A 25,985-nucleotide genomic window follows, 5' to 3' on the forward strand; every position below is an offset into this window, starting at 1 on the left:
CAGCGGGCTTCGGCACCGCGGCCTTTACCGAAGATTCAGCGATCTCGGGCTAGTCTGGCGGCATGCAAAACCGCGCCCTTCTCGCGGCCTTCGCGGCCGTCGTCCTCACCACCCTGTCGTCGCCCGCCTACAGTCTTGCAGGCGGCGCGGCACGCGAGATCAGTTTCGCGGCCGAGCACGATTCGGGCACGATCATCGTCAAGACCGGGGAGCGCAAGCTCTACCTCGTGACCGGCGGCGGCCGGGCGCTGGTCTACGACATCGCCGTCGGCAAGCCGAGCGAGCAATGGTTCGGCAAGAGCTGGGTGTCGAAGAAGCGCGAGCACCCGACCTGGACCCCGACCCCCTCGATGCGCCAGCGCAACCCGCGGCTGCCGCAGTCGATCGGGCCGGGTCCGAAGAACCCGTTGGGCGAACGGGCGATCAATCTGGGCTGGGGCGCCTATCGCATCCACGGCACCAATTCGCCGAACTCGATCGGCAGCGCCGCGTCGGCGGGTTGCTTCAGGATGCGCAATGCCGACGTGAAGGACCTGTTCGAACGGGTCCATGTCGGCGCGCAGGTTCTCGTCCTGCGCTAGCGTCTTCGGCCTCGCGAAAGCCTCCCGGTTCAAATTTCGGCCATGCTTGTCCTGTTCTGGTTGACGGGACTTCACGAGGGATGGCGATGATCGACCGAGGTTTGGCTGCTGCGCTGGCAGTGATGACGGTGTCACTGGCGCCGACGATGGCCGCCGCCCATCCCCATGTCTTCGCCGAGGCCAATGTCGAGATCGTCGGCTCGCCCGACGGCCGTCTCGCGGCGATCCGCAACATCTGGCGCATGGACGAGCTGTTCTCCTCGTCGGTGCTGGTGGATTTCGACACCAACGCCAACGGCCAGCTCGAGGATGGCGAACTCGTCGCGGTCGGCGAGACCGTGAAGGAGTCCATCGCCGAGTGGGATTTCTACACCTTCGTCGAGGCCGACGGAAAGAAGGTGGCGATGTCGCCGCCGGACGAGATCCGCACCCTCTGGGAGAACGGCCAGCTGCTGATGTTCTTCGAGATGCCGGCAGGCGAGGCGATCGATCTCTCCAAGTCGAAGCTGACCGTGTCGAATTTCGACGAGACGTTCTTCGTCGCCTTCGATTTCACCAGCGCCGACGATTTCCTGATGATCGACATGCCGAAGAGCTGCGCCAAGCAGCTTGTCGTGCCGGACGAGGATGCCGCCGCCAAGGAATGGATGGAGTCGGTCGCGAGCCTCGGGCCCGACGAGAGCATTCCCGAGGACGGCATCAATTACTCGCAGGCGCTGGCGACGCGGGTGGAGGTGTCGTGCGCCGCCGCCAGCTGATCGCCCTCGGCGCCGTGCTCGTGGCCGTGATGGCAGTGGAGCCGGCGTTGGCCAAATCGTCGCTCGGCATCGGCAGCGCCGAAGTGACGGCGCAGCCGTCCGGTGGCTTCTTCGGCGCGATCTTCGCGGAGATCGCCGTCTATCAGCGCCAGTTCTTCACCTCGCTGCGGCATGCGCTGGTCGCGCTGAAGACCGACGGCGCGGCGCTGCCGTTCCTCGTCGGGCTGTCCTTCGTCTACGGCGTCTTCCATGCCGCGGGGCCGGGCCACGGCAAGGCGGTGATCTCGGCCTACATGCTTGCCAACGAGGTGCAACTGCGCCGCGGGATCGTCCTCTCCTTCGCGTCCTCGCTGGTGCAGGCGCTCTCGGCGATCGTCATCGTGGGCGCCGGCTGGTTCGTTCTGCGCGGCACTGCGGTGTCGATGACCGACGCGACCGATCTTCTGGAGATCGCCTCCTACGCACTGATCGCCGGTTTCGGCGCGTGGCTTCTGATCCGCAAGCTCATCGGGCTGGCGCGGCGGATGCGGCCGACGGGCGGCGCGCTTGCATTCGCATCGCCGGGAGGTTTCGCCACCTCGCGAAGCGGTGGAGCGGTCGGAGGGCTCGCCTTCGCGGCACCCGAGCGGACCCGATCGGCGCCGCTGATGCGGCCGGCCTCGTCGGGGTTTGCCGCGGAGATATGTTCCGACGATGCGGACCTCTGCGGATGCGGACGCTCCCACATGCCCGATCCCAAAGCGCTGAACGACCGGATGACGTTGGGCTCGGCGCTGTCCGCGGTGATCGCCGTGGGGCTGCGGCCCTGTTCGGGCGCCATCGTCGTTCTGACCTTCGGGCTGGTCAACGGCCTGTATCTCGGCGGCATTCTTTCGGTGCTCGCCATGGCCCTCGGTACCGCGATCACCGTCTCCGCGATCGCCTGCCTCGCGGTTTTCGCCAAGAGCACGGCGCTGCGCTTCGGCGGCGACGGCGCCCGCGGACGCTGGATCGGGGCCGGTCTGGAAATCGCCGGCGCGCTGTTCCTGATGCTGGTCGGCCTGCTCCTGCTCGGTGGCGCGCTGCAGACAGTGTGATCCCGCCGGCCTCTGTGAGAGAACAGCGGGCAGCCGATCTGACGGCGCGGCTTCTTTGATTTTTGCCTCGGGCTAAACGGGTGCCGAACTGTCCGCGCGGAGCGCCAGCGCCTGCAGGCGGGGCCTGATCCGCAGGAACTGCCGGTAGGCGCGTTCGAGCACCCAGAGGACGGCACCGTTGCGGGCGGCGAGGCCCAAAGGCCGCAGGCGCGGGATGGCCCGCCACATGGCCGCGAAGGCAGCGGCGCCCGACAGTAGCGTGCCGTCCTCGCGGGCATGGAAGCGGGCCAGCAGGTCGCCGCGGTCGATCGGACAATCGGCGCTCGCATCATCGACATCGATGAAGTGGATGGCCTGTGCGGTGTCGAGCCGCCGCATCATCGCGATCTCGCGGCGGCAGAGCGGACAACCGCCATCGTACCAGACGGTCAGCTCGCTCATCGGGGCGCGTCGGCGCGTCGTGCCGCATGGGCACGGCAGGCATCGCCGAAGGCCTTGAAGATCGTGGTGGAGGCGGCGTCGGTCTCTGCCCAGTATTCGGGGTGCCACTGAACGCCGAGGGCGAAGGCCTTGGCGCCCTCGACCGAGACCGCCTCGACGGTGCCATCCGGGGCGCTCGCCTCGACGGCCAGGCCGTCCGCCAGCCGGTCGATCGCCTGCCGGTGCAGCGAGTTTACGCGGATTTCGTCGCTGCCGACGATCCCGGCGAGCACGCCGCCCGGCGTTACCGCAACGGCGTGGCGGGTGGCATAGCGCTCGCGCTGGTCCTTGTTGGGCGTTGCCCGATGATCCATGCGGCCATCCAGCTCCTGGATCTCGGTCGCCAGCGTTCCGCCGAGGGCGACATTGAGTTCCTGGTGCCCGCGGCAGACGCACAGCATCGGCACGCCGGCCGCCAAGGCCCCCCGGATCATCGCCTCGGTCAGCCGGTCGCGGGCCGGGTCGAAGGGCTCGTGGGCGCGGCTCGGCGGGACGCCGTAGCGATCAGGGTGCACGTTGGAGGCCGAGCCGGTCATCAGCAGCCCGTCGACCCGCCCGAGAAGGGCGTTGACGTCGAATTCGCCGGACAGGGCCGGCACGATCACCGGAGTGGCGCCCGCGACCCGCGTCAGCGCCTTCAAATAGGTGTCGGGCGTGGCGTGCCAGTCGTAGTTCTCGAAGCTGCGAACGTCGGCGGGCACGGCGACGAGGATGGGGGAGGCGGTCATGAAGGGGCCTTCGGCGACGGGGTTTCCCGGCAGATAAGGTGACGGTCGCCGAATGTCGAATGCCGTGCTGCCGCAGGCGGTGACGCCACGAAGGCTGGGCCGGCATGAGCTCTTCCGCGCGGTGCTTTCGCTGGTCCTCACAGTAAGCTAATCAGTAAATGTCGGGTGCGATCGGGAGGAGTGATCGCCGTGACTTCCGGTCGGCAGAATTGTTCTGCAATGTGAACAATAAGTGGAGGGTATGATATGGATCGTCGTTCATTCATCAAGAAGGCGGGCGGTGCCGGCCTTGGCGCGGCCGCGGCCTCGACGCTCGCGGCGCCGGCCATTGCGCAGGAAAGCCCGCAGCTGACCTGGCGGTGCACCTCGTCCTTTCCCAAGTCGCTGGACACGATCTATGGCGCCGCCGAGACCATGGCCGCCTTCATCAAGGGCGCGTCGGACGGCAAGTTCGACGTGCAGGTCTTCGCCTCGGGCGAGATCGTGCCGGGGCTGCAGGCCGCCGATGCCGCCTCCTCCGGCACCACGGAAATGTGCCACACGGCGTCCTATTACTACTGGGGCAAGAACCCGGTCTATGCGCTGGCCACCGCGGTGCCCTTCGGCCTCAATGCGCGGCAGACCAACGCCTGGCTCTATTACGGCGACGGCACGCGGCTGATGAACGAGTTCTTCGAGACCGAAGGGCTCTATGGGCTGCCCTGCGGCAATACCGGCGTTCAGATGGGCGGCTGGTACCGCAAGGAGATCAACACGCTCGACGATCTCAAGGGCATGAAGATGCGGATCGGCGGGATGGGCGGCAAGATCATCGAGAAGCTCGGCGTGGTGCCGCAGCAGATCGCCGCCGGCGACATCTACCCGTCGCTGGAGAAGGGCGTCATCGACGCCGCCGAATGGATCGGACCCTATGACGACGAGAAGCTCGGCTTCGTGAAGGTTGCGCCGTTCTATTATTATCCCGGCTGGTGGGAAGGCGGCCCGGCGCTACACACCATGATCAATCTGGAGAAGTGGAACGGCCTGCCCAAGCACTATCAGGAGATCGTGCGCGCCGCCTGCCAGGCGGCCAATTGCGACATGATGGCGTCCTACGACCACAAGAATCCGGCGGCGATCAAAAGTCTGGTGCAGCAGGGCGCGCAGCTGCGGCCGTTCAGCCAGGAGATCCTGCAGGCGGCCTATAACGCGGCTAAGGAGACCTATGCTGAGATCTCCGCCGAGAATCCGAAGTTCAAGGAGATCTACGAGAACCAGCTGGCCTTCAAGAAGGACGCTTTCCTCTGGGCGCAGCTCAGCGAATACACCTTCGACACCTTCATGATGATCCAGCAGCGCAACGGCACGATGTAGCCCGATGCGGTGATGATGGCCGGGCCCGGCACGTGCCGGAGCCCGGCGATGCCATGTGGGGTAGCCGACATCGCCCGTGCAGGCCACGCGATGTCTGGAAATCAGGCCGGGCGGACGCCATGTGCGGGGCAGGGCGCGCATGATCCTGACGATATCGCGCCGCCATCTTGTGACTGGCGCAGGCGCCGCGTGCTGCAACGAGACCGTAGCCGCCGCCGGGCGCCGTGATCGCCCAGACCACGGAGCGGCCCCGTGAACGCCCAGATCCCCTTCGACAATAGTTACGCCCGTCTGCCGGCCGACTTCTACGCGCAGGTTGCGCCGGCCATCGTGGACGCGCCGCAGCTCATCAAGGTCAACCGCGCTCTGGCCGCCGAACTCGGCGTCGATGCCGACATGCTGGAAACGCCCGAGGGCGTCGACATGCTGGCCGGCAAGCGGCTGCCCGAGGGCGCCGAGCCGATCGCCATGGCTTATGCCGGACACCAGTTCGGGCATTTCGTGCCGCAACTCGGCGACGGCCGGGCGATCCTTCTGGGCGAGGTGGTCGACACTGCCGGGCGCCGGCGCGATCTGCAGCTGAAGGGCGCGGGGCGCACGCCGTTTTCGCGCGGCGGCGACGGGCGCGCGGCGCTCGGTCCGGTGATGCGGGAATATATCGTCAGCGAGGCGATGGCGGCGCTGGGCGTCCCCACGACGCGGGCGCTTGCCGCCGTGACCACGGGCGAGAGCGTGTTTCGCGAGACGCCGCTGCCGGGCGCGGTCCTGACACGGGTAGCGTCGAGCCACATAAGGGTCGGCACCTTCCAGTATTTCGCCGCCCGCGGCGACGAGGCGGCGCTGCGGGAATTGAGCGCCCATGCGATTGCCCGCCACTATCCGGAAGCGGCAGAGGCCGAGGATCCGTATCTGGCGCTGATCGCGGCCGTGGCCGGCCGGCAGGCAGAACTGGTGGCGCGCTGGCTGAATCTCGGCTTCATCCACGGCGTGATGAACACCGACAACATGGCGATTTCCGGCGAGACCATCGATTACGGTCCCTGCGCCTTCCTCGACGCCTATCATCCCGGCACGGTGTTCAGTGCCATCGACCGGCAGGGCCGCTACGCCTATGCCAACCAGCCGAGCATCGCGCTGTGGAACCTCACCCGGCTCGCCGAGACGCTGCTGCCGCTGATCGACACGGACGAGGAGGCGGCGATCGCCAAGGCGCGTGACGCGCTGTCCGGTTTCTCGGACCGCTTCAATGCTGCCTATGTCGGCGGGCTCCAGGCGAAGCTCGGTCTCGGCGAAGCGCGCGAGGGCGATCTGGAACTGGCGCAGGACCTCCTGGAGCGCATGGCCGCGAACACGGCCGATTACACGCTGACCTTCCGCCGCCTCTGCGACGCGGCCGAAAGCGGGGACACAGATGCCGGCGTTCGGGCGCTCTTCGACGATCCGGCCGTCTATGACGAGTGGGCGACGCGCTGGCGCGCGCGACTGTCCGAAGAGACCCGGCCGGCCGGTGAGCGGGCCGCTGCCATGCGGCGGGTCAATCCGGCCTTCATCCCGCGCAATCATCGCGTCGAGGCGGCGATCGTCGCGGCCGTGGAGCGTCAGGACTACGCGCCCTTCGAGGAATTGCTCGTGGTGCTGGCCAACCCCTATGACGACCAGCCCGAGCATGCCGGCTATGCCGAAGCGCCGCGGGCCGAGGAACGGGTCACGCAGACTTTCTGCGGTACCTGATCGGCCTTCGCCAAACCGGCTGGGCTGTGCTAGCGCGCTTGCACGAACAGCCCTTTGACCGCCTGAACGATGAGTGACGCATGATCCCCTGGGAACGTCTCGATACGGCCGAGGTGCCGGGTGGCGGCCAGCTGAAGCTGTCGCGCCGCGGCACCGAATATTCGATCATGGTCGGCACCATCGAATTGATGAACAGCCGGCTCAGCGGGTCGGAGGAGGCGCTGGCGACGCTGACGCAGGAGCGGATCGCCGACCGTGACGAGGCGCATGTGCTGATCGGCGGGCTCGGCATGGGGTTCACCCTGCGTGCCGCGCTCGCCGTCGCCGGGCCGAAGGTCCGCCTGACCGTCTCGGAACTCGTTCCAGCAATCGTGACCTGGGCGCGGGGACCGATGGCCGATCTGTTCGACGGCTGCCTCGACGATCCGCGCGTGTCGATCTCGCAGGGCGACATCGGCGAGCTGATTGCCGCGAAGAAGGAAGCCTTCGACGCCATTCTCCTGGATGTCGACAACGGCCCCGAAGGACTGACGCGCCGCGAGAACGACAGGCTCTATGACACCAAGGGTCTGGCGCGGACCTATGCGGCGCTGCGGCCGGGCGGCGTTCTTGCCGTCTGGTCGTCGGGACCCGACAGCAGTTTTACCACCCGGCTTCAGCGCACCGGCTTTGCGGTCGAGGAGGTCAAGGTGCGCGCCCGCCAGAAGAAGCGCGGCGCCCGCCACGTCATCTGGCTCGCCACGCGGCCGTGACGCCGCGTTTCCGGGTGGCCCGGCTGCGGCAAACGTGCTGGCAATGGGGCGTCGGCGAAGGCTAGACTTGCCTGCCCGACGCTTCGCCCGCCGAGAGACCGCCCGCCCCATGCCGCCTGCCTCCCGACCGCCCGTTCCCCTGAGCAAAGCCGAAGCCCGGCGGATCTGGCTGCGCGCCCAGCGGCTGGACGTGGCGGCCCCGTTCGGCGACGGGCCGGACGCAACCCGCGCCGCCGTCGAGCATCTCGGCTACGTCCAGATCGACACGATCAACGTCATCGAGCGCTGCCACCATCACATCCTGTGGAGCCGCATTCCCGGCTATCGCCGGGCGGATCTGCACCGGGCCCAGAGCGTCGACAAGAGCGTCTTCGAATACTGGACGCACGCCCTGTCCTATGTGCCTACGCGCGACATCCGCTTCTTCCTGCCGGAGATGAAGCGGCACCGGGAGGCACCGTCGCGCTGGTTCGAGCGCGTCAGCCCCGCCGACCTGAAGAAGGTGCTGACGCTCATCCGCAAGGAAGGGCCGTTGTCGATCCGCGATATCGAGGACGACGTGCTGGTCGAGAAGGATCATGCCTGGGCCAGCCGCAAGCCGTCGAAGCGGGCGTTGCAGATGGCGTTCTATACCGGCGCGTTGACGGTCAGCGAACGCACCGGCATGCTGAAGACCTACGAACTGACAGACCGGCATTTCGGCTGGGAGCGGCGGCCCCGCCCGGCGAGCGAGCGCCAGGTCGCCGCCTATATGCTGGACCGGGCGCTGCGGGCGCAGGGGCTCGTCAGCCTCGATTCGGTCTGCCATCTTTCCGCTGGCCGCAAGCCGGCGATCCGCGAGCTGATCGCGGCGCGGGTGCGCAGCCGGCGGCTGGTCCCGGTGGCGGTGGAGGACGCCGGCAAGGTCGGGCACTGGGCCGAGCCGGAGACGCTGGCGACGATCCCCGAGGCCACCGCGCCGGTGGTCCATGTCCTGTCGCCCTTCGACCCGCTGATCATCCAGCGCCGGCGACTGGCCCTGTTCTTCGACTACGAGCATCGCTTCGAGGCCTATGTCCCGAAGGAGAAGCGGGTCCTCGGCTATTTCGCCCTGCCGGTTCTCGTCGGCGACCGGATCGTTGCGGCCATCGACCTGAAGACCGACCGCGCCGAAGGCAGGCTGCTGACGCAGCAATGGAGCTGGGTGGGGGAAGGCGAGCCGTCTCGCCACACGCAGCCGATCGAGGACGCGCTGCACCGCTTCGAGGCGTTTCAGCTCCAGGGCTGAGGCGCGCGGCGGGGGCGCCTTGCAGGCGGCTTTCCCGGCCGGGCGTCCTGAGCATCGCGATGCGCGCTTGCCTTTTGATCCTCGATGCTTACGATCCCGCGCGACGGCTGGCGGGAGGACCCGGCCAGCATGGATTTAAGCCGCCGACGAGGCGGCGCCTTGCATTCGGGGAGGCATCTCATGGACAGACGCAAATTCATCGGCGGTGCGGCCAAGGGCGCGATCGGCGCCGGCGTGGCCGGCCTTGGCGCGTCGAGTCTCGCGGCTCCCGCCATCGCGCAGGAACGCCCGCAGATCCAGTGGCGCCTGACCTCGTCCTTCCCGAAGTCGCTCGACACGCTGTACGGGACGGCCGAAGCGCTCGCCGATCATGTGCGCGAGATCAGCGACGGCCAGTTCGACATCCAGCTCTTCGCCGCCGGCGAGATCGTGCCGGGCGGCCAGGTGCTCGACGCGGTGCAGGGCGGCACGGTCGAGCTCGGCCACACCGCGTCCTATTATTACGTCGGCAAGAACCCGGCCTTTGCCTTCGGCACGGCGGTGCCGTTCGGCCTGAATGCGCGCCAGCAGAACGCCTGGTTCTACGAGGGCGGCGGCAACGAACTGCTGAACGAATTCTACGCCAAGAGCGGCGTCCATGCGATGCCGGCCGGCAATACCGGCGCGCAGATGGGCGGCTGGTACCGCAAGGAAATCAACAGCGTCGAGGATCTGAAGGGTCTGAAGCTGCGGATCGCCGGTCTCGCCGGCCGCGTCGTGGAGAAGCTCGGCGTCGTGCCGCAGCAGATCGCGGCGGGCGACATCTATGCAGCCCTCGAGCGGGGCACGCTGGACGCCGTCGAGTTCGTCGGTCCGTATGACGACGAGAAGCTCGGCTTCTACCGGGTGGCGCCGTATTACTACTACCCGGCCTGGTGGGAAGGCGGCGCGGCGCTGCACCTGATGGTCAATGCCGACAAGTGGAATAGCCTGCCGGACAGCTACAAGGCGATGTTGAATGCGGCCAGCCGGGCGGTGAACTGCTCGATGATGGCCAGCTACGACTATCGCAATCCGCTGGCCCTGAAGCGGCTGGCCGAGGGCGGCGCGCAGCTGCGTCCGTTCAGCCAGGAGATCATGCAGGCGAGCTTCGCGGCCGCGCAGGAACTCCACGAGGAGATCGCCTCCGAGAACGAGGATTACCGCAAACTCATGGAGAGCCAGAACGCCTTCAAGCGGGACGCCTATCTGTGGAGCCAGATCTCCGAATACACTTTCGACACCTTCATGATGGTCAAGCAGCGCGAAGGCGCGCTCTGATCAAACGATCCGTGCCGCCCGAGGCGGCACGGATCGATGGTTCCGGACGACGGCCCTCCATGGCACCCGCCGTGGCGGGCCGTTGTCCGAAAGGAATGCCCGTCGGCGCCCGCCGGCGGGATTGTCGTGCTGGCATGGACGGCCGCTCGCACCGGCCCGAGGCCAGACGTTCGCTCCCCAGCGCCGGACCCCCGTGTCCCCTGGCGCAGTCTAAGGTCTTGTTCGATATGGATCGTCGTAAGTTCATCAGGAATTCCACCGTCGGTGCCCTGGGCGTTGCCGGCGCCGGTTCGCTCGCCGCCCCGGCCATTGCGCAGTCGACGCCGAAGGTGCAGTGGCGCTGCACCTCCTCCTTCCCGAAATCGCTCGACACCATCTATGGCGGCGCCGAGGACATGGCGAAGTTCGTGCGCGAGGCGACCGACGGCAATTTCGACATCCAGGTCTTCGCGGCCGGCGAGATCGTGCCGGGCCTGCAGGCCGCCGACGCGGTCAGCGACGGCACCGTCCAGATGTGCCACACCGCATCCTATTACTATGTCGGCAAGGACCCGACCTACGCGCTGGGCGCCACCGTGCCGTTCACGCTGAACGCCCGCGGCCTGCACGCCTGGCTCTATTACGGCGGCGGTCTCGGTCTCCTGAACGAGTTCTTCAACACCGAGGGCCTGCAGTATCTGCCGGGTGGCAACACCGGCACGCAGATGGGCGGCTGGTTCCGCAAGGAGATCAACACGGTCCAGGACCTCGACGGCCTGAAGATGCGCATTGCGGGGCTCGCCGGTCAGGCGCTGCAGAAGCTCGGCGTGGTGCCGCAGCAGATCGCCGGCGGCGACATCTACCCGTCGCTGGAGAAGGGCGTCATCGACGCCGCCGAATGGATCGGACCCTATGACGACGAGAAGCTCGGCTTCTACAAGGTCGCGCCATTCTACTATTATCCCGGCTGGTGGGAAGGCAGCCTTGCGCTGTGCTTCTTCACCAACAAGGTCGAGTACGACAAGCTTCCCGACGCCTACAAGAGCCTTTTGGCGACAGCGTCGCGTGCCGTCACGCTCGAGATGCTGTCGGAATACGACTACAAGAACCCGGCCGCGCTGAAGACGCTGGTCCAGAGCGGCGCGCAGCTGCGCCCGTTCAGCCAGGAGATCATGCAGGCGAGCTTCGACGCCACGCAGGAGGTCTATGCCGAGATCAACGGCAAGAACCCGGCCTTCAAGAAGATCTACGATTCGATGGTTGCGTATCGCAACGATACATATCTCTGGCAGCAGGTCGCCGAATACACTTTCGACACCTTCATGATGATCAAGCAGCGCGAAGGCGCGCTCGTGCCCCAGGGCAACTGATCGTTTAACGATCCGGTTCGAAACCACGGGCCCGGTGCGTCAGCGCGCCGGGCCTTTTCCTTGCCGAATGATTAAGCCGCGGCCGGCTCGTTAACCGGCTGTTAACCATGTCGGGACAATGATCGCTTCGCGTTCCGCTAGGAGGCTTTCCCATGATCCCTGTCATTTCCGTCGGCTCCCTGAAGACCTCCGGTACGTCCACCCTGGCCATGACGCTCGCGGGCGTCGCTGCGGCCGCGGAGATTCCGGTCATCGTCATCGACGCGGCGCGGGACGGCGATCTGGCCGCCTGGGCACAGGCCGGTCTGCCCGCCAAGGTGACGGTGGAGCGGACCAACGATCCGCTGGTCATCGAGCAGCTCGTTCGCGCGGCGCGCCGCCGCGGTGACGCGGCGATCATCGACGCCGGTGACGAGGGCGAGATGATCCGGCTTTGCGCGCGTCTGGCCGACCACGCGTTGATCCCGGTGCGGTTCTCGCCGCTGTCGGCCTATTCGGCGCTCCTGACCGACCAACTTCTGGCGGCCGACGCAGGCACCGGCCGCAAGGGCCGCGACCGCTGCTTCGTCGCCAGCGCCGTGACGGCGATCCCGAGCCGTGTGGCACGCAGCGTCGAGGCGATCATCGGCACCAGCGAGACCCGCCGCTTGCCGATCGGTCTGGTGCAGCGGGCCGCCTACGAGGCGCCGTTCCTGCATGGCGGCACGATCTTCACATTGCCCGACGAGGTGGCGCCGGGCCTCGACCGGGCCCGCGCGGAAGCGGCGTCGCTTGCCTACGAGATCGGCATTCTGGGCCGGGTCGTCGAGAGGCCGGTCGCACCCGTGGCACCAGCCGCCGAAGCCGATCTGCGCACCGCCGCCTGACCATCACCGGCAGATCACGATGCAAAAAGGCCCCGGCATCGGCGACGCGCGGGGCCTTTCTGCGTCGGGTGGTCAATGATGTTCAGCCGCCGGTAGGGATCAGGATCAGGACGTGCAGGTCTTCCGTCGGCGTGTAGTCGCGCTTGCGGACCTCGAAGCGGGTCGGCGCGATCCTGGTGACGCCGGTCGCGCAGAAGCTGACGAGGTTTTCCGGGGCGCCCTTGTCGATGACCATGCTGAAGTCGCCGATCGGCTCCGACCAATTGCCGCCGGTCACCAGAATGTAGTCGATCCAGCGCTCCTGGAAGGGCATGGCATCGGGGCCCGCCGCCCGCGTCCGCCGCTCGACGGTAGCCATGAAGTCGTCATCGATGCAGTAGCGCTTCCGCTGGGCGGCGACGTCGTCGGGTCCGGCCCAGGGCTGGCCCAGCATGGCGCCGACGCTGCCCCCGACCGAAGGGACATAGTCATGCTCGACGATCGTCCTGCCCGGCGCGAAGGTCTGCTCCCAGTAATAGGTGGCACGCAGGGTCCAGTCGGGCGCCAGATGCGTCTCCATCCCCTGGCCGATATCGTAGGTTTCCTCGATCGCGATGCCGAGATCGAGCACGGACGCGCGGTCGGAGGGCGGCAGCGCGTCAAGCGCGTCGCGCGCCGAACTCGCCTGCGGCGCAAGGGGCAGGCGCAGTTGCCGCATCGTAGCCGTCACGTCGCGATCGCCGACGAAGACATTCTGCTCGAGGCGCATGGCGACCGGCTCGCCGTCGACGCGGGTCGAGAAGGCCAGCGGGTTGTCCGGGTTGCCCGATGGTATGGAGACGTCGCCACCATAGGGATCGATGCGGATATCGGGCATCGGAAAGGCGACGGTCGTCTTCACCGGCTCGGCCCCGGCGTTCACGAATTCGTAGCGCACCGCAATGCGCTCTTCGGAGATGAACAGCTCCTCGCGCTGCATCGCGATGGCATCGGTTGTGGTGAAGACCAGCCCGCCGGCCGCCAGATTGGCCGTCGTGTCGTTGCCATGCGCGCTGCCGGTGATGGCGAGGATGGCGACGGCGGCAAGGGCCGTCGCCCGGTTTGGCGTGATCGTCATGCGCGTGTCTCCCGGCCGGTTCGGCCGAGACTAGCCTGCCGCGCGAGCGGCCGGAAGCGTCATTGCGCCAGTGCGCGGGACGTCGCGCCGGCGGCTACTGGATGACCGGCGGCTGCGACAGGTCGACCGGAGCGGGCTCGCCGCTCGGGGCAGTCGGTGCTTCGGGTTCGGCCGCAGGAGCCGCCGGTGCGGTGCCCGTCGCCGGAGCCTGGCTGCCGCCAAGTCCGGAATTGAAGTTCAGCGGCGGCAGGCCGAAAGCCGGCTGTGCGGGAGCGGTCGTGCCGGGCTGCGCCGGGGCCGACGGACCACCCGCCGGAGCGCCGGGTTCGCCGACCGGCGGCAGGCCCAGAGGCGGCAGGCCGAGCGGGTTGTTCTGCTGGTTTCCGCCGGTTCCCGATGCGCCACCCAGAGGCGGCAGGCCGAGGCCCCCGTCGAAGGACGGCATCTGCAGCCGGATCTCGGACGGGTCCATCTGCGGGACCTCGGTCTTGTAGCGCATGACCATCTGCGGGAACATGATCGTCAGGGCGACCATGATGATCTGGATGCAGACGAACGGCACCGCGCCCCAGTAGATCTGGCCCGTGGTGATCGGCTCCATGCGCTTGCCGGTGATGCGGTCGAGATACGGCACGCGGGCCGCGACTGAGCGCAGGTAGAACAGCGCGAAGCCGAAGGGCGGATGCATGAACGAGGTTTGCATGTTCAGGCCGAGGAGCACGCCGAACCAGATCAGGTCGATGCCCAGCTTGTCCGCCGCCGGAGCCAGCAGCGGCACGATGATGAAGGCGAGCTCGAAGAAGTCCAGGAAGAACGCCAGGAAGAAGACCAGGATGTTGACGACGATCAGGAAGCCGGTTTCGCCGCCGGGCACGGAGGTCAGCAGTTCCTCGACCCAGACATGGCCGTTGACGCCGTAGAAGGTCAGCGAGAAGACGCGCGCGCCGATCAGGATGAACAGGACGAAGGCCGACAGCTTGGTCGTCGATTCCATTGCCTGGGTCATCAGGGAAAGATTCAGCTTGCGCTTGCCGAAGGCGAGGATGAGCGCGCCGACCGCGCCCATGGCACCGCCTTCCGTCGGCGTGGCGACGCCGAGGAAGATCGTGCCCAGCACGAGGAAGATCAGGGCCAGCGGCGGGATCAGGACGATGATCACCTGCTGAGTGAGGTAGGACATCAGCGGCAGCTTGAGCGCCTTGTTGGCGACGGCCACGACGTAGACGGCCACGACGGCGACCGTCGCGCCCCAGATGCCGGCGCCCTGTGCGACCTTGCCGTCGAGATAGACCGTCATCGCATAGGCGATGACAACGGCCGCGGCCGCCGCGATGGCGAGGGAGGTAACGCCGCGGCCGAGCGTGCGGGCCTCGGGCGGAAGCGCCGGTGCCACATTGGGCCGCAGCATGGTCAGGATGAAGACGTAGCCGACATAGAGCGACGTCAGCACCAGCGCCGGCACCAGCGCGCCGGAATACATGTCACCGACCGAACGGCCGAGTTGGTCGGCGAGGACGATCAGGACCAGCGACGGCGGGATGATCTGCGCCAGCGTGCCGGAGGCAACGATGACGCCGCTGGCCAGCCGGCGGTCATAGCCGTAGCGCAGCATGATCGGCAGCGAGATCAGGCCCATGGCGATGACCGAGGCGGCGACGACACCGGTAGTGGCGGCCAGGAGCGCGCCGACGAAGATCACCGCATAGGCGAGGCCGCCCCGCAGCGGGCCGAAGAGCTGGCCGATCGTGTCGAGCAGATCCTCGGCCATGCCGGAGCGCTCGAGGATCAGCCCCATGAAGGTGAAGAAGGGGATCGCCAGCAGCGTCTCGTTGGCCATGACACCGCCGAAGAAGCGGTCGGGCAGGGCGCCGAGCAGCGGCCAGAACAGGTTGATGTCGGGCGACAGCGGCGCCAGCTCGACGCCGATGATGAAGAACAAGAGGCCGTTGGCGGCCAGCGAGAACGCCACCGGGTAGCCGAGCAGCAGGAAGATCACCAGCGAGCCGAACATGATCGGCGCCAGATTGTGGGCGACGAACTCGATCATCGGATGGCTCCCGAACCGCCGTTGCGGGCGTCGTCATCAAGGGGTGGGGGTTCGGTGCCGCCTTCCGGACGGTCGGGGGCGAGCGCCGCCAGCTCGACCGGCTCGGCATGGCTGGAGGCCATGGGGGTGGTGTCCTCCATCCCGCCGAAGAGGATCGCGCCGCGCTTGATCAGCTCGGACAGCCCTTGCAGGAACAGAAGAATGAAACCCGCCAGCAGCAGCGCCTTGGCCGGCCACAGGATCAGGCCGCCGGCATTCGGCGAATATTCGCCGCGATTGAACGACTGCAGGACGTAAGGGGTCAGCAGCCAGATCATCAGGCCGGTGAAGGGCAGCAATGCGAGGATGTGGCCGAGAAAGTCGATCCAGTCGCGGGTGCGCTTCGACAGGATGTTCGAGACGATGTCGACGCGGATGTGTTCGTTCTTCAGCAGCGTCCAGGCCGCGGCGAGCATGAAGATGGCGCCGAACAGGTACCATTGCAGCTCGAGCCAGGCATTGGACGAGACGTCGAAGAGCTTGCGGATGACCGCATTGCCGGCGCTGACCAGCACCACCAGCAGGACGAGCCAGGAGACGCCCCGACCGACGAAGGTGGTGACGCGATCGACGCCGCGCGAAAACGATAGAAGAGCTGACATCCGGCCGGATCTCCCCATGGTGCCCTGGCGCGCCGCGAAGTCAGCTTCGGCCCGGTTCGCCCCCTTTTTTCCCCGCGACGCGTTCGACGGGCGAAGCCGCTCGAAAGCGCTGCGTCGACAGTCTGCCCGAAGCCTGGGAATTCGCCCGTCGTTAAGGAAAATCCCGAAGCAGCGCAAGAGCCGCGCCCGGTGATACCATGTCGGACGAGCAGGCTTTTCGCCGGCTGGCGGGCAGCCCTGCCGGGTCCGTTCCGGGATGATCCCGAAAGGCTTTGACGGAGACGGCGCCGGACTGCAAAACAGTAAGCAAGGCAGAATGCTTGGAGCATGTCGGCGATCCTTCGCCGGCATGTCGGCCAGGGGAGGACATCGCGCCATGACCACACGCACCGTTTCGCTCGACGACAAGTACGATCTCGACGTCTGCGACGTCTTCCTGTCGGGGAGCCAGGCGATCGTCCGCCTGGCGCTGATGCAGGCGGCGCGGGACCGCCGGGCAGGGCTCGATACGGCCGGCTACGTCACCGGCTATCGCGGTTCGCCGCTGGGCGGGCTCGACCAGCAGTTCGCCCGGGCAAAGCCGGTACTGTCGAAGAGCGGCATCATCTTCGAGCCGGCGCTGAACGAGGACCTGGCGGCGACGGCCCTGTGGGGCGCGCAGCAGGCGGAAATCCGCGGCGAGGGCCGCCACGACGGCGTCTTCGGCATCTGGTACGGCAAGGGGCCTGGCGTCGACCGCTCCGGCGACGCCTTCCGCCACGCCAATCTGTCCGGCACCTCGCGCAATGGCGGCGTGCTGGCGCTGATGGGCGACGATCACACCTGCGAATCCTCGACGACGGCGCATCAGTCGGAATTCGCCTTCGTCGACGCGATGATCCCGATCTTCAATCCGGCCGGTGTGCAGGAGATCCTCGACTACGGCCTGGCGGGTTTCGCCCTGTCGCGCTTTTCCGGCCTGTGGACGGCGATGAAGTGCGTCAAGGACAACATCGAATCGACCGCCACGATCCATTGTGACCCGTCCGGCCTGCGGTTCGAATATCCCGAGATCGACATGCCGCCGGGCGGGCTCAACATCCGCCGCGCCGCCCATCCGCTGGAGCAGGAGGCGATGCTGCACGATTTCCGCCTGCCGGCGGCGCGGGCGTTCATCGCGGCGAACCGGCTCGACCGGATCGTGCATTCGGGCGGACGCGGGGCAAAGACCGGCATCCTGTCGCTCGGCAAGTCCTGGCTCGACGTCGAGCAGGCGCTGGCGAGCCTCGGCGTCGACGAAGTGGCAGCCGCCGATCTCGGAATCCGGCTCGGCAAGGTGGCGCTGCCCTGGCCGCTCGATCCGGATTTCGTGCGGCGCTTCGCCGACGGGCTCGACCGGATCATCGTGGTCGAGGAAAAGCGCGGGCTCGTCGAAGGGCAGGTCAAGGAGATCCTCTACCGCACGGCCAAGGCACCGCTGGTGATCGGCAAGACGGACGAGGCGGGTGGGACGCTGTTCACGCCGAAGGCCTCGCTCGACGCCAACGACATCGCCGTGGCGATCGGTCGGCGCCTCGTCGAGCGCAGCCCGAGCGAAGCGCTGGCGGGACATCTGGCGAGCCTCGAAGCCCTGTGCGGCCATACCGCGGCGACCGCCGAGATCGCGCTGCGCACGCCGTATTTCTGCGCCGGCTGCCCGCACAGCTCCTCGACGCATGTGCCGGAAGGGGCGCGTGCCTATGCCGGCATCGGCTGCCACTTCATGGCGCAGGCCATGGACCGGTCGACCGAGGGCTATACCCAGATGGGCGGCGAGGGCGCCAACTGGATCGGCGAGCATCATTTCTCGTCGCGTCGCCACGTCTTCCAGAATCTCGGCGACGGCACCTACAACCATTCCGGCGCGCTGGCGCTGCGGGCGGCGGCGGCGTCGGGCGCCAACGTCACCTACAAGATCCTCTACAACGACGCCGTCGCCATGACCGGCGGCCAGGCGCATGAGGGCGGGCTGACGGTGCCGGCGATCGCCGCGCAGGTGGCGGGCGAGGGGGCGAAGCGGATCGCCATCGTCTCCGACGAGCCGGAGAAGCATCGCGGCAATGCCGCTCTGCCGGCGGGGATCACCGTCCACCACCGCTCCGAGCTCGACGCCGTGCAGCGCGATCTGGCCGAAATCGACGGGCTGACGGTGCTGATCTACGACCAGACTTGCGCGGCCGAGAAACGGCGCCGGCGCAAGCGCGGCAGGTTTCCCGACCCGGACAAGCGCGTCGTCATCAACGAGCGGGTCTGCGAGGGGTGCGGCGATTGCGGGGTGCAGTCCAACTGCGTGGCCGTCACCGCCGTCGAGACCGAGTTCGGTCGCAAGCGCCAGATCGACCAGTCGGCCTGCAACAAGGATTTCTCCTGTCTTGAAGGCTTCTGCCCCTCCTTCGTCACCGTCCATGGCGGCGCGTTGAAGAAGGGCGCGCGCAAGAGCGCCGAGGCTCCTGAGGTGCCGGAGCCGGCGGCCCGCGACCTCGATCAGCCGGTGGGCATCGTCATTACCGGCGTCGGCGGCACCGGCGTCGTGACGATCGGCGCGATCATCGGCATGGCGGCGCATCTCGACGGACGCGGCGCCGGGATCATCGACATGGCCGGCCTTGCCCAGAAGGGCGGCGCGGTGATGAGCCATGTGCGGATCGCGCGCACGCCGGCGGAGCTGAAGTCGATCCGCATCGCGGCTGGCGACGCCGGGCTGCTGATCGGCTGCGACATGGTGACCGCCGCCTCGGCCAAGGTCCGCGCCACCATCGCGGCGGGCCGGACCGAGGTGGTCGTCAACAGCCACGAGACCCTGTCGGGCGAGTTCACCCGCAACGTCGATTTCTCCTTCCCGACGCGGCGGCTGATCTCGGCGCTGGGCGAGGCGGCCGGCGACGATCACCTGCATGTCGTCGACGCCGAGCAGCTTGCCGTGGCGCTGTTCGGCGATGCGATCTTCGCCAACATCCTGATGCTGGGGATGGCGTATCAGACCGGCGCGCTGCCGGTGTCACGCGCAGCAATCCGCAAGGCGCTGGAGATGAACGGGGTTGCGGTGGCGGCCAATCTCTCGGCCTTCGAATGGGGCCGGGCGATCGCCCATGATCCGGCCAACATGCCGGTCGCGCAGGACAGCGGCGATCAGCGGCTGGAACATCGCCGCGTCTCCGAGACCCTTGACGAGGCGATTGCACGGCGCGTGGCCGATCTGGCGGCCTATCAGGATGCGGCCTTCGCCGAGCGCTACCGCCGGCGCGTCGATGCGGTCCGGGCCGCCGAGCAGCGGATGGCGCCCGGCCGGAGCGACCTGACCGACGCTGTCGCCCGCCAGCTCTACCGGCTGATGGCGGTGAAGGACGAATACGAGGTCGCTCGGCTCTACACGGACGGCAGCTTTGCGGCGCAGATCTCCGACCGCTTCGACGGCTACGACCGGCTGGAATTCCATCTCGCGCCGCCGATCATGGGCGAGACCGGGCCGAAGGGGCGCGCGAAGAAACGCGCTTTCGGGCCGTGGATGATGACCGGCTTCAAGGTGCTGGCGGCCATGAAGGGCCTGCGCGGCACGTTCTTCGACCCCTTCGCGCGCACCGCCGAGCGGCGGGCGGAGCGCGAGGAACGGGCGCAATACGAGGCGACGCTCGATCGCATTCTGGCCGATCTCTCGCCGGGCAATCACGACGCCGCGGTGGCGCTGGCCCGCTGGCCCGAGACGCTGAAGGGCTTCGGTCCGGTGCGTCGGCGCTTCGCTGCGGAGGCCGCGACCAGGCGGGAGGCGGCGCTGTCGGCCTTCGACCATGCGGGACGGATGGCGGAAGCGGCCGAATAGAGCGAGGAGCAAGCAGGCGGCGGCGTTGCGGCTGCCGCTCGCGAGGGGCTAGAAGGCCCCATGACCTCGAAACGGGCCGACACTGCCGGCGATACGCCCAAGCCGCCCCGGCCGATCACGCGCGAATGGCTGTTCCGGGCCGCGGCGTATTATCTGGAACGTTATTCCTCCTCGACCGCCAATCTGCGCCGGGTGCTGGAACGCAAGGTGATGCGGCGGGCCCATGCGCGCGGCGAGGATGCGAGCGCGTTTACGGACGAGATCGACGAAACGGTCGCCAAGTTCGTCGAGCTGAAGCTCGTCGATGACCGCGCCTATGGCGAGGCGCGGGTGCTCAGCCTGCGGCGGCGCGGCACCTCGCAGCGCATGGTCGCGGCCAAGCTGTCGGAAAAGGGTGTCGAGCGGGACCTGGTGGAGGAACTCCTCGCCGCCGACGAGACCAGCGATCGGCAGGCGGCGTTTGCCTATGCACGGCGCCGGCGGCTGGGGCCGCACCGACTGCGCAACCGCGCCGAGCGCCGCGATCGCGACGTCGCCGCCATGGTCCGCGCGGGCTTCGGCTTTGCCGATGCGGTGGCGGCGATCGACGATCTGCCGGATCCGGAGTGAGCAGGCCGGCGGCGCTTCGGCTCCTCAGCCGAAATCGCCGCCGAAAAGCGCGGCGAGCAGCTTGCCGTTGAACCACAGGATATCGACGAACCAGTCCCAGCCATAGACGACGTTCACGCCGGGCGTCAGGGCGAGGACCAGTTCGCCGATGGCCGGAAGGCTGATGTCGTTGCGGATCGTGAACCATTTGGCCAGTGCGGCGATATAGCCCTGCGCGAACAGCCAGACCGGAGCCAGGGACAGGATCGTCCGCGCCGTCCGCGGCACGGCCGTCGGCCGGCGCCGGACTTCGAGAATATTGACGAAGCAGACGGCCACGAAGGCGAAGCTGACCCACAGCGACGCGAGGCCCGCGACGATCTGAAGAACCAGCGAGAGATCCGAGAAACGCAAAGGCCGGTCCCCTGGCATTGGCGTGATCGGGACGGCCGCCGAATCCGGCAGCGGCTGCCCCCTCCTTGTACAGCTTATCGCGGGAACATCGCCGCACGCCAAGACGTGTTCGCTGATCTTCAACGCACCGGACACGTTCAGGATCAACGAGTAGCGGAACTTGGCGCCCCAGGCCCCGTTTGGTGGGGGAACGTCACATCTCGCCGAGCCGGTCCGCAGCCTTTCCTCAAGGATGGCGTGTCGGCGCTCGGCCGAATGAAAGGGATACGACCATGCCAAGCATCAAGGAATCCAAGATCGCCATTCTGGCCACCGACGGCTTCGAGCAGGTGGAACTGACCGAACCGCTGGCCAAGCTGAAGGAAGCCGGCGCCGAGGTCCATGTGATCTCGCCGAAATCCGGCACCATCAAGGGCTGGGACCAGGATCACTGGGACAAGGAGATCACGGTCGACAAGACGCTCTCGGAAGTGCGCGTGACCGATTACGACGCGCTGGTCCTGCCGGGCGGCCAGATCAACCCGGACGTCCTGCGCGCCGACCCGAAGGTGGTCAGCTTCGTGCGCGAGTTCTTCAACTCCAAGAAGCCGCTTGCCGCGATCTGCCATGCACCGTGGCTGCTGATCGAGGCGGACGTCGTGCGCGGCCGCAACATCACCTCCTACAACTCGATCAAGACCGACGTGAAGAACGCCGGCGGCAACTGGCTCGACCAGGAGGTCGTCGTTCACGAGGCGCTGATCACCTCGCGGAACCCGGGCGACATCCCGGCCTTCGTCGCCAAGATCATCGAGGAAGTGGAAGAGGGACGTCACGAGGACCGCAAGGTCGCCTGATCTGTCTCAGTCGATTGCAACAGCGATCGCCATGGCCGGCGTCTTCAGGCGCCGGCCATTTTTGTATGCCAGTCGGCTTGGTTGCGGAGCCCGTCGCAGGTGGGAGGGGGCGCTTTCGCATAGGTGGATGATCATGCTGCATTGCGGTTGCCATTGCCACATTGTGGCGGGATCGTGTATGTGCCGGGCGACTGACGATCAGGAGAATTTCGAATGGCAGGCCTGCCGACCTACGACACCGATCATCCGGCCGAGATGGATTATCCCGAGCACGAGCGGACCTATGAGGGCTTCCTCGCCGCCACCAAATGGGGCTCGATCGCCGTCATCGCGATCGTTCTGGGGATGCTCGTCGGCCTGCTCGCCGGCGGTGGCTTCATCGGCGGTATCGGCACCTTCATCGCCCTCATGGTGATCGCCTACTTCGTCGCCTGACACGATCGTCGCGACTTCGGGCAGCCAGCGATGCGTTCGGCGGGCCGGCTGCCCCATGACTGAATACAATTCCGGGAGGCCTACGCGTTGAAACTGTTCGTGCCAAAGGAGCGCGAGGCGGGCGAGCCCCGTGTCGCTGCCTCGCCCGACACGGTGAAGAAACTCACCGGTCTGGGCGCCACGGTCGTCGTGGAAACCGGCGCGGGCGCCGATTCGCGTATCACCGACGCGGCCTTCGAGGCCGCCGGCGCCACCATCGGCTCGACTGCTGATGCCGGCGACGCCGATGTCGTGCTGAAGGTCCGCCGCCCGTCGGCGGACGAGCTGAAATCCTACAAGTCGGGCGCGCTGGTCATTGCCGCGATGGACCCCTATGGCCGCGACGACGAGGTCAAGGCCATGGCCGAGGCCGGCGTTCTCGCCTTCGCCATGGAGTTCATGCCGCGCATCACCCGCGCCCAGTCCATGGACATCCTGTCGTCGCAGGCCAATCTCGCCGGCTATCAGGCGGTGATCGATGCGGCGGCCGAGTTCGACCGGGCCTTCCCGATGATGATGACTGCGGCGGGCACGGTTCCGGCCGCGCGCGTCTTCGTCATGGGCGCCGGCGTTGCCGGCCTGCAAGCCATCGCAACCGCCAAGCGCCTCGGCGCCATCGTCACGGCCACCGACGTGCGGCCGGCGGCGAAGGAGCAGGTCGAGTCCCTAGGCGGCAAGTTCATCGCCGTCGAGGACGACGAGTTCAAGGCGGCCGAGACCGCCGGCGGCTACGCCAAGGAGATGTCGAAGGAGTATCAGGCCAAGCAGGCCGAGCTCGTTGCATCGCACATCTCCAAGCAGGACGTGGTCATCACCACGGCACTCATCCCGGGCCGTCCGGCACCGCGCCTCGTGACCCGGGCGATGGTGGAATCGATGAAGCCGGGATCGCTGCTCGTCGATCTGGCCGTCGAGCGCGGCGGCAATGTCGAGGGCGCCGAAGCGGGCACCGTCACGCAGGTCGGACCGGCCAAGATCATCGGCCATCTCAATGTTCCGGGCCGGATCGCGGCGAGCGCCTCGCTGCTCTACGCCAAGAACCTCGCCACCTTCCTCGAGACGATGATCGACAAGGAAACCAAGGCGCTGACGATCGATTTCGACGATCAGCTGGTGCAGGCGACGCTGCTGACCCGCGACGGCAAGGTGGTGCATCCGAACTTCGCCGCCGCCGAGGCGCCGGCTGCACCGGCCGCGCCGGCCGATGACGCAGCAGAGAAGACCGAAGGGGGAGAGGCGTAATGGCCGACGAAACCGCTCAGGCGACGCTGCAGCGTCTGAACGATGCCAGTGTTGCCATCCGCGACGCGCGCACCGGTGTCGAACGCATGCTCGGCGAAGGCTATGGCGAGGCGGCAGGCGCCGTCGGCCATGCCGTGTCCGGCATCGATCCCTTCGTCTTTCACCTGGCGATCTTCGTGCTGGCGATCTTCGTCGGCTACTACGTGGTCTGGTCGGTGACCCCGGCGCTGCACACGCCGCTGATGTCGGTCACCAACGCCATCTCCTCGGTGATCATCGTCGGCGCGATCCTCGCCGTCGGCATCTCCGCCTCGGGTATCGCGACGACCTTCGGCTTCATCGCGCTGATCCTGGCGTCGGTGAACATCTTCGGCGGCTTCCTCGTCACCCAGCGCATGCTGGCGATGTACAAGAAAAAAGAAAAGTGAGGCGGTAGCGACCGATGACAGAGAATTTCGCCGCCTTCCTGTACCTCGTCTCGGGGGTGCTCTTCATCCTCGCGCTGCGGGGCCTTTCCCACCCGACGACCAGTCGACAGGGCAACATGTTCGGCATGGTCGGCATGGCCATCGCCATCGTCACCACGCTGCTTCTGGCCGGTCCGTCCTTCGGTAGCCTGGTGCTGATCGTGCTGGGTATCGCCATCGGCGGTGCCGGCGGCGCGATCGTCGCCAAGCGCATTCCGATGACGGCGATGCCGCAGCTCGTCGCCGCCTTCCACTCGCTGGTCGGTCTGGCCGCCGTCATGGTCGCCGCTGCGGCGCTCTATGCACCGGAAGCCATCGGCATCGGCACGGTCGGCGCCATTCACGGTCAGGCGCTGGTCGAGATGTCGATCGGCGTGGCGATCGGTGCGATCACCTTTACGGGCTCGATCATCGCGTTCCTGAAGCTCGATGGACGAATGAGCGGCAAGCCGATCATGCTGCCGTCCCGCCACATCATCAACATCGCGCTCGGCGTGACCATGGTGGCGCTGGTCATCGGCTTTGCCGTGACCGAGAGCCATGTGATGTTCTGGCTGATCGTCCTGGTGGCGCTGGCCCTCGGCGTGCTGCTGATCGTGCCGATCGGCGGCGCCGACATGCCGGTGGTCGTCTCGATGCTCAATTCCTATTCGGGTTGGGCCGCCGCGGGCATCGGCTTCACGCTGCAGAACCTGGCGCTGATCATCACCGGTGCGCTGGTCGGCTCGTCCGGCGCCATCCTGTCCTACATCATGTGCAAGGGCATGAACCGGTCGTTCATCTCGGTCATTCTCGGCGGCTTCGGCGGCGAGAGCGGCCCGGCCGGGGCCGACGATCTCGGCGACCGCACGGTCAAGCAGGGCTCGGCCGAGGATGCTGCCTATCTGATGAAGAATGCCGGCCGGGTCATCATCGTCCCGGGCTACGGCATGGCGGTGGCACAGGCCCAGCACGCGCTGCGCGAAATGGCCGACAAGCTGAAGGAAGAGGGCGTCGAGGTGAAATACGCCATCCATCCGGTGGCGGGCCGCATGCCGGGGCACATGAACGTGCTCCTAGCAGAAGCCAACGTGCCGTATGACGACGTGTTCGAGCTGGAGGACATCAACTCCGAGTTCGCCCAGACCGACGTCGCCTTCGTCATCGGCGCCAACGACGTGACCAACCCGGCGGCGCGCGACGACAAGGCTTCGCCGATCTACGGCATGCCGATCCTGAACGTCGACCAGGCACAGACCTGCCTGTTCATCAAGCGCTCGCTCGGCTCCGGTTATGCCGGCATCGACAACACGCTGTTCTACAAGGACAACACGATGATGCTGTTCTCGGACGCCAAGAAGATGGTCGAGGACATCGTCAAGTCGCTGAACGACTAGGCTTTCGCGACCCGTCGCATTGCCCATGTGAAAAGGCCCTGCCGGCGATGCCGGCAGGGCCTTTTCCGTTTCAGAATAGTGGGTCGCCGGTTGGCTTACTTCGGGCGGACTTCGCCCGGGCCTGCCGGAACGGCCGGAACCGCGACGGTGGCTGGCTCGGTGACGACGGGCTCGGCCGGCGTCAGGGTGAACTTCGACACGCCGATGGCCGCGTTGATGCCTTCCTGCGCCTGGATGCTGACCGGCTGCAGCGAATAGCTGTCCTGCGCGCCGCCGACGAGCACGTTGGCACCGCCGCCCACGATCGCCGAGGCATCCGCCGTGGCGCCGACATAGGTGCCCTCGAGACCGTTCGGCTGGTAGGTGTAGCCATCGGCCGTGACGACGGCCCAGGTCATGACCGTGCGGCCGGTCACGCCGACATCGAGGCCGAAGGTGTCGAGGGTCGCCGCATAGAGCTCGACGGGGCCGTCACCGGCCGGCGTGAACTCGCAGACAAGATCCTCGGAGGATCCGACGATGAAGCCCGTCGCGCCGTCGCTGTGGCAGCCGAGCACGCCGGCCTTCACTTCTGCCGCCTGAGCGGAGGTTGCGGCGAACGGTGCCGCGGCGAGCGTGGCTGCGATGGCGAGGCTCGAAATTCTGGAAATCATAAGGGCATTCCTTGCATTGTTCTGTCCCGTTCGCCGGGGAGAACCACGCAGGAGCCTTCCTGTTCCGTGACGGATG

The 25,985-nt window shown here is 67.2% G+C and carries 24 protein-coding genes; 17 read left to right on the forward strand and 7 right to left on the reverse strand.

The features are described 5' to 3' along the window. The first annotated feature begins 62 nt into the window (after positions 1-62). From SI859A1_RS03765 to SI859A1_RS03775, 3 genes are all read left to right on the forward strand, one after another. Positions 63-581, forward strand: a complete 519-nt coding sequence (locus SI859A1_RS03765) for a L,D-transpeptidase (RefSeq protein ID WP_009208531.1) — start codon at positions 63-65, stop codon at positions 579-581. A gap of 86 nt (positions 582-667) precedes the next feature. After that, positions 668-1,339 (forward strand): DUF1007 family protein, encoded by a 672-nt coding sequence (locus SI859A1_RS03770; RefSeq protein ID WP_244400894.1) that lies wholly within the window; start codon positions 668-670, stop codon positions 1,337-1,339. A 29-nt stretch (positions 1,340-1,368) separates the two neighbouring features. Beyond that, positions 1,369-2,415, forward strand: a complete 1,047-nt coding sequence (locus SI859A1_RS03775) for a nickel/cobalt transporter (protein ID WP_050767665.1) — start codon at positions 1,369-1,371, stop codon at positions 2,413-2,415. A 72-nt stretch (positions 2,416-2,487) separates the two neighbouring features. Here the strand turns inward: SI859A1_RS03775 and SI859A1_RS03780 are convergent, their stop codons facing one another. Both SI859A1_RS03780 and SI859A1_RS03785 read right to left on the reverse strand, forming a co-directional pair. Further along, a complete protein-coding gene (locus tag SI859A1_RS03780) occupies positions 2,488-2,856 on the reverse strand; it encodes a thiol-disulfide oxidoreductase DCC family protein (protein ID WP_009208534.1) in 369 nt (122 codons plus the stop codon). Then, a complete protein-coding gene (locus SI859A1_RS03785) occupies positions 2,853-3,623 on the reverse strand; it encodes a gamma-glutamyl-gamma-aminobutyrate hydrolase family protein (protein ID WP_009208535.1) in 771 nt (256 codons plus the stop codon). Before SI859A1_RS03785 ends, SI859A1_RS03780 begins: the two co-directional genes overlap by 4 nt. A gap of 246 nt (positions 3,624-3,869) precedes the next feature. Between SI859A1_RS03785 and SI859A1_RS03790 the strand changes: the two genes are divergently transcribed. From SI859A1_RS03790 to SI859A1_RS03820, 7 genes are all read left to right on the forward strand, one after another. Next, the gene (locus tag SI859A1_RS03790; protein WP_009208536.1) at positions 3,870-4,976 is read left to right on the forward strand and encodes a TRAP transporter substrate-binding protein; all 1,107 of its coding nucleotides are present in this window, start codon (positions 3,870-3,872) and stop codon (positions 4,974-4,976) included. Positions 4,977-5,228: 252 nt separating this feature from the next. After that, entirely contained in the window at positions 5,229-6,707 is a 1,479-nt protein-coding gene (locus SI859A1_RS03795; protein WP_009208537.1) for a protein adenylyltransferase SelO, read from the forward strand. A gap of 80 nt (positions 6,708-6,787) precedes the next feature. After that, positions 6,788-7,459 (forward strand): spermidine synthase, encoded by a 672-nt coding sequence (locus SI859A1_RS03800; RefSeq protein WP_009208538.1) that lies wholly within the window; start codon positions 6,788-6,790, stop codon positions 7,457-7,459. Between the two features lie 109 nt (positions 7,460-7,568). Then, positions 7,569-8,726, forward strand: a complete 1,158-nt coding sequence (locus SI859A1_RS03805) for a winged helix-turn-helix domain-containing protein (protein ID WP_009208539.1) — start codon at positions 7,569-7,571, stop codon at positions 8,724-8,726. 180 nt (positions 8,727-8,906) lie between these two features. After that, positions 8,907-10,025, forward strand: coding sequence for a TRAP transporter substrate-binding protein (locus SI859A1_RS03810; protein WP_040325184.1), 1,119 nt, complete (start codon positions 8,907-8,909; stop codon positions 10,023-10,025). A 227-nt stretch (positions 10,026-10,252) separates the two neighbouring features. After that, on the forward strand, positions 10,253-11,374 hold the full coding sequence (locus SI859A1_RS03815; protein ID WP_009208541.1) for a TRAP transporter substrate-binding protein: 1,122 nt from the start codon (positions 10,253-10,255) through the stop codon (positions 11,372-11,374). A gap of 152 nt (positions 11,375-11,526) precedes the next feature. Further along, entirely contained in the window at positions 11,527-12,240 is a 714-nt protein-coding gene (locus tag SI859A1_RS03820; RefSeq protein WP_192847181.1) for a P-loop NTPase family protein, read from the forward strand. Positions 12,241-12,322: 82 nt separating this feature from the next. Here the strand turns inward: SI859A1_RS03820 and SI859A1_RS03825 are convergent, their stop codons facing one another. From SI859A1_RS03825 to SI859A1_RS03835, 3 genes are all read right to left on the reverse strand, one after another. Continuing rightward, positions 12,323-13,336: a DUF4424 domain-containing protein gene (locus SI859A1_RS03825; RefSeq protein ID WP_009208543.1), complete on the reverse strand. Its 1,014-nt coding sequence runs from the start codon at positions 13,334-13,336 to the stop codon at positions 12,323-12,325. Positions 13,337-13,430: 94 nt separating this feature from the next. After that, positions 13,431-15,383, reverse strand: a complete 1,953-nt coding sequence (locus SI859A1_RS03830; RefSeq protein WP_009208544.1) for a TRAP transporter large permease — start codon at positions 15,381-15,383, stop codon at positions 13,431-13,433. Further along, the gene (locus SI859A1_RS03835; protein WP_009208545.1) at positions 15,380-16,024 is read right to left on the reverse strand and encodes a TRAP transporter small permease subunit; all 645 of its coding nucleotides are present in this window, start codon (positions 16,022-16,024) and stop codon (positions 15,380-15,382) included. The genes SI859A1_RS03830 and SI859A1_RS03835 overlap by 4 nt, the downstream gene beginning before the upstream one ends. A 376-nt stretch (positions 16,025-16,400) precedes the next feature. Here SI859A1_RS03835 and SI859A1_RS03840 point away from each other — a divergent pair, with 376 nt between their 5' ends. After that, a complete protein-coding gene (locus SI859A1_RS03840; RefSeq protein WP_040325187.1) occupies positions 16,401-19,859 on the forward strand; it encodes an indolepyruvate ferredoxin oxidoreductase family protein in 3,459 nt (1,152 codons plus the stop codon). A gap of 60 nt (positions 19,860-19,919) precedes the next feature. Further along, a complete protein-coding gene (locus SI859A1_RS03845; RefSeq protein ID WP_009208547.1) occupies positions 19,920-20,468 on the forward strand; it encodes a regulatory protein RecX in 549 nt (182 codons plus the stop codon). 24 nt (positions 20,469-20,492) lie between these two features. Here the strand turns inward: SI859A1_RS03845 and SI859A1_RS03850 are convergent, their stop codons facing one another. Beyond that, on the reverse strand, positions 20,493-20,861 hold the full coding sequence (locus SI859A1_RS03850) for a hypothetical protein (protein WP_040325188.1): 369 nt from the start codon (positions 20,859-20,861) through the stop codon (positions 20,493-20,495). A 272-nt stretch (positions 20,862-21,133) separates the two neighbouring features. On the opposite strand from SI859A1_RS03850, the gene SI859A1_RS03855 reads away from it, so the two are divergent. The 5 genes from SI859A1_RS03855 to SI859A1_RS03875 all read left to right on the forward strand — a co-directional run bounded on the left by SI859A1_RS03855 (position 21,134) and on the right by SI859A1_RS03875 (position 25,256). Continuing rightward, the gene (locus tag SI859A1_RS03855) at positions 21,134-21,697 is read left to right on the forward strand and encodes a type 1 glutamine amidotransferase domain-containing protein (protein WP_009208548.1); all 564 of its coding nucleotides are present in this window, start codon (positions 21,134-21,136) and stop codon (positions 21,695-21,697) included. A gap of 213 nt (positions 21,698-21,910) precedes the next feature. Next, positions 21,911-22,132: an aa3-type cytochrome c oxidase subunit IV gene (locus tag SI859A1_RS03860; RefSeq protein ID WP_040325190.1), complete on the forward strand. Its 222-nt coding sequence runs from the start codon at positions 21,911-21,913 to the stop codon at positions 22,130-22,132. Positions 22,133-22,219: 87 nt separating this feature from the next. After that, a complete protein-coding gene (locus SI859A1_RS03865; RefSeq protein ID WP_009208549.1) occupies positions 22,220-23,413 on the forward strand; it encodes a Re/Si-specific NAD(P)(+) transhydrogenase subunit alpha in 1,194 nt (397 codons plus the stop codon). After that, entirely contained in the window at positions 23,413-23,841 is a 429-nt protein-coding gene (locus tag SI859A1_RS03870; protein WP_009208550.1) for a proton-translocating transhydrogenase family protein, read from the forward strand. Before SI859A1_RS03865 ends, SI859A1_RS03870 begins: the two co-directional genes overlap by 1 nt. Positions 23,842-23,855: 14 nt before the next feature. Beyond that, positions 23,856-25,256, forward strand: coding sequence for an NAD(P)(+) transhydrogenase (Re/Si-specific) subunit beta (locus SI859A1_RS03875; protein ID WP_009208551.1), 1,401 nt, complete (start codon positions 23,856-23,858; stop codon positions 25,254-25,256). A gap of 95 nt (positions 25,257-25,351) precedes the next feature. Here the strand turns inward: SI859A1_RS03875 and SI859A1_RS03880 are convergent, their stop codons facing one another. Then, entirely contained in the window at positions 25,352-25,909 is a 558-nt protein-coding gene (locus SI859A1_RS03880; RefSeq protein ID WP_009208552.1) for a DUF992 domain-containing protein, read from the reverse strand. Positions 25,910-25,985 lie beyond the last annotated feature (76 nt).

Source organism: Aurantimonas manganoxydans SI85-9A1, from assembly GCF_000153465.1.
Taxonomy (GTDB): Bacteria; Pseudomonadota; Alphaproteobacteria; order Rhizobiales; family Rhizobiaceae; genus Aurantimonas; species Aurantimonas manganoxydans.